Raw genomic sequence first — 2,906 nt, forward strand, 5'->3', positions numbered from 1 at the left:
GCGCATCCGAACCGCGAAATTGAAGGACTGGAAGCAGGCCGTGGCACAGGGTGTGATTACCCAGGCGGAAGGCGAGCGGCTGGAAGCTGCCCGCGAGGCCGTCAAGCTGGTGATCGAGGTCGACGATTTTGCACCCGGAGATCTATCGCCGCTCGCGGCCAAGTCCGATAACGTGCATCAGTTTTTCCAGGAACTTGGTGATCAACGAGCAGCATCCTGATGGCAAGACCAGTCTATATCGTCGACGGCAGCCGCACGCCGTTTCTGAAGGCGCGCAGCGGCCCCGGCCCGTTCACCCCGGTTGATCTTGCCGTGCAATGCGGCCGCCCGCTGCTGGCGCGACAGCCTTTTGCGCCGGACGCGTTCGATCAGGTGATCCTCGGCTGTGTCAATGTCATCGCCGACGAGATGAACCCTGCCCGGGTTGCCGCGCTCCGGCTCGGCATGGGCGAGCGCACGGTGGCCTTCACCGTGCAGATCAATTGCGGCTCCGGCATGCAGTCGATCGACACCGGCTATCGCTATATCCGCGAGGGCAATGCCGATCTCATTCTTGCCGGTGGCGCCGAAGCGCTCAGCCATGCGCCGCTGGTCTGGCCGCAGAACGGCGTGCGCTGGTTCGCCGGCCTCGCCATGGCCAAGGGACCGCTTGCAAAACTCGCCGCCTTCGCGAAGGCGCGTCCGGCTCATTTCAAGCCGGTGATCGGCCTTGAGCGCGGCCTGACCGATCCCATCACCGATCTGAATATGGGCCAGACCGCCGAGAAGGTCGGGCATCTCTTTGGCATCACCCGTCAGCAGGCAGATACTTATGCCTCGGAAAGCCACAAGCGCCTCGCGCGTGCGCAGGAAAACGGCTGGCTGAAGGGCGAGGTCGAAACTGCCTTCGACCGCAAGGGCAAATTCTACGATCACGACGACGGCGTGCGGCCGGATTCCTCGCCCGACAAGCTGGCGATGCTCAAGCCGGTGTTCGAACGCCCATGGGGCCAGGTCACCGCCGGCAATTCCAGCCAGATCACCGATGGCGCCTCCTGGGTGATCCTCGCGTCCGAAGAGGCCGTGGTCAAACACAAGCTCACGCCGAAGGCCGTCATCCTCGACAGCCAGTGGTCGGCGCTCGATCCCTCCATCATGGGTCTCGGGCCGGTGCTGTCGTCGCATGATCTGCTCAAGCGCAACGACATGACCATCCACGACATCGAGACCTGGGAGCTGAACGAGGCTTTCGCCACCCAGGTGCTCGGCTGTCTTGCCGCGTGGAAGGACGAGCAGTTCTGCCGCGAGGTCCTCGGTCTCGACGGCGCGGCCGGCGAGATCGATCATGCGAAGCTGAATGTCGATGGCGGTGCCATCAGCCTTGGCCATCCCGTCGGCACGTCCGGCAACCGCATCGTGCTGCATCTCGTCAATGCGATGAAGCGGCTCGGCACCCGGCGCGGCATCGCCACCGAATGTATCGGCGGCGGGCTCGGTGGTGCGATGTTGATCGAGACGGTGTGAGGCGCGTCATGGAAAGCAGAATCTTGGACGCCCTCAAGGATCGTTCGCTCGAACTCGGGCCGACTCCTGATGCGAGCGACACCTATCGCAATTTCAAGCTGACCCGCGACGCCGATGGCGTGGCGTGGCTGCTGTTCGACCGCGCCAATGCCAGCGCCAATACGCTGTCGGAAGAGGTGCTGACCGAATTCGACATGGTGCTGACGGCACTGGAAGCCCAGCGTCCCACCGGCATCGTCATCCGCTCGGCGAAAACCTCGGGCTTCATCGCCGGCGCCGACATCAACGAGTTCCGCGGCAGCGATCCCGTCGCCATCGAGGCGCAGATCGCCCGTGCCCATGTGGTGGTTGATCGCTTCGAGGCGCTGAAGATCCCGACTGTCGCCGTCATTCACGGCTTCTGTCTCGGCGGCGGTCTCGAAATCGCGCTGGCCTGCCAGATGCGCATCGCCATCGATGGTGCGCGCTTCGGCTTTCCGGAAGTGATGCTCGGCCTGCATCCCGGCCTCGGCGGCACCGCGCGCTTCACGCATCTGGTCTCGCCATTGCAGGCGATGCCGATGATGCTGACCGGCAAGACGATTGATGCACGCAAGGCGAAGTCCATCGGTCTCGTCGATGCCGTCACCGAGGAGCGCCACGTCCGCAATGCCGTGAAGGACGCCGTGTTCGGCCGCCTCAAACGCGCAAAGCCGTCGCCGCTGATCCCGATGCTCAGCTTCTCGCCGGTGCGCGGCTTCCTCGCCTCGCGCATGGTGGCGGAAGCCTCCAAGCAGGCGCCGCGCGAGCATTACCCTGCGCCCTATGCGCTGATCGATCTGTGGGAGAAGCATGGCGGCGACCGTGCCGCGATGCTGAAGGCCGAGCAGCGCTCCTTCGCGCGCCTCATGGTGACGACCACGGCGCAGAACCTGATCCGCGTCTTCTTCCTGCGCGAGGCGATGAAGAAGATCGCCGGCGAGGGTGATGGCGGCATCAAACATGTCCATGTCATCGGTGCCGGTGCCATGGGCGGCGACATCGCCGCCTGGTGCGCGCATCAGGGTCTTCGCGTGACGCTGGCCGACATGAAGGCCGAGCCACTCGCCGGCGCCATCAAGCGCGCTGCCGATCTTTACGCAAAGATCGTTCGCAAGCGGACCGACCAGCGCGACACGCTGGATCGCCTGATCCCGGATCTCGACGGCGAGGGCGTGCGCGGCGCCGATCTCATCATCGAGGCGGTGTCCGAGAAACTCGACCTCAAGCAGAAGGTCTATGCCGGCCTCGAGCCGCGCATGAAGCCGGATGCGATTCTCGCCACCAACACGTCGAGCATCCCGCTGCAGGACCTGCGATCGTCGCTGGCCAATCCCGGTCGCTTCCTCGGCCTGCACTTCTTCAATCCGGTGTCGCGGCTGCAG

The 2,906-nt window shown here is 64.6% G+C and carries 3 protein-coding genes; all 3 read left to right on the plus strand.

Features of this window, described 5'->3' with window-relative positions:
- On the plus strand, window positions 1-220 hold a 220-nt coding region (locus ACIQ17_RS32655), incomplete at its 5' end, for an acyl-CoA dehydrogenase domain-containing protein (protein ID WP_398473716.1).
- Window positions 220-1,503 (plus strand): acetyl-CoA C-acetyltransferase, encoded by a 1,284-nt coding sequence (locus ACIQ17_RS32660; RefSeq protein ID WP_398473717.1) that lies wholly within the window; start codon window positions 220-222, stop codon window positions 1,501-1,503. The genes ACIQ17_RS32655 and ACIQ17_RS32660, both read left to right, overlap by 1 nt.
- A gap of 8 nt (window positions 1,504-1,511) precedes the next feature.
- Window positions 1,512-2,906, plus strand: a 1,395-nt coding sequence (locus tag ACIQ17_RS32665; protein WP_398473719.1) for a 3-hydroxyacyl-CoA dehydrogenase NAD-binding domain-containing protein, incomplete at its 3' end; no start/stop codon positions are given.

The sequence above is a fragment of the Tardiphaga sp. genome, assembly GCF_044340795.1.
Classification (GTDB): domain Bacteria; phylum Pseudomonadota; class Alphaproteobacteria; order Rhizobiales; family Xanthobacteraceae; genus Tardiphaga.

Coding starts and splice junctions, on each gene's coding strand:
- ACIQ17_RS32660 (WP_398473717.1), top strand. CDS start 220: ATGGCAAGACCAGTCTATATCGTCGACGGCAGCCGCACGCCGTTTCTG.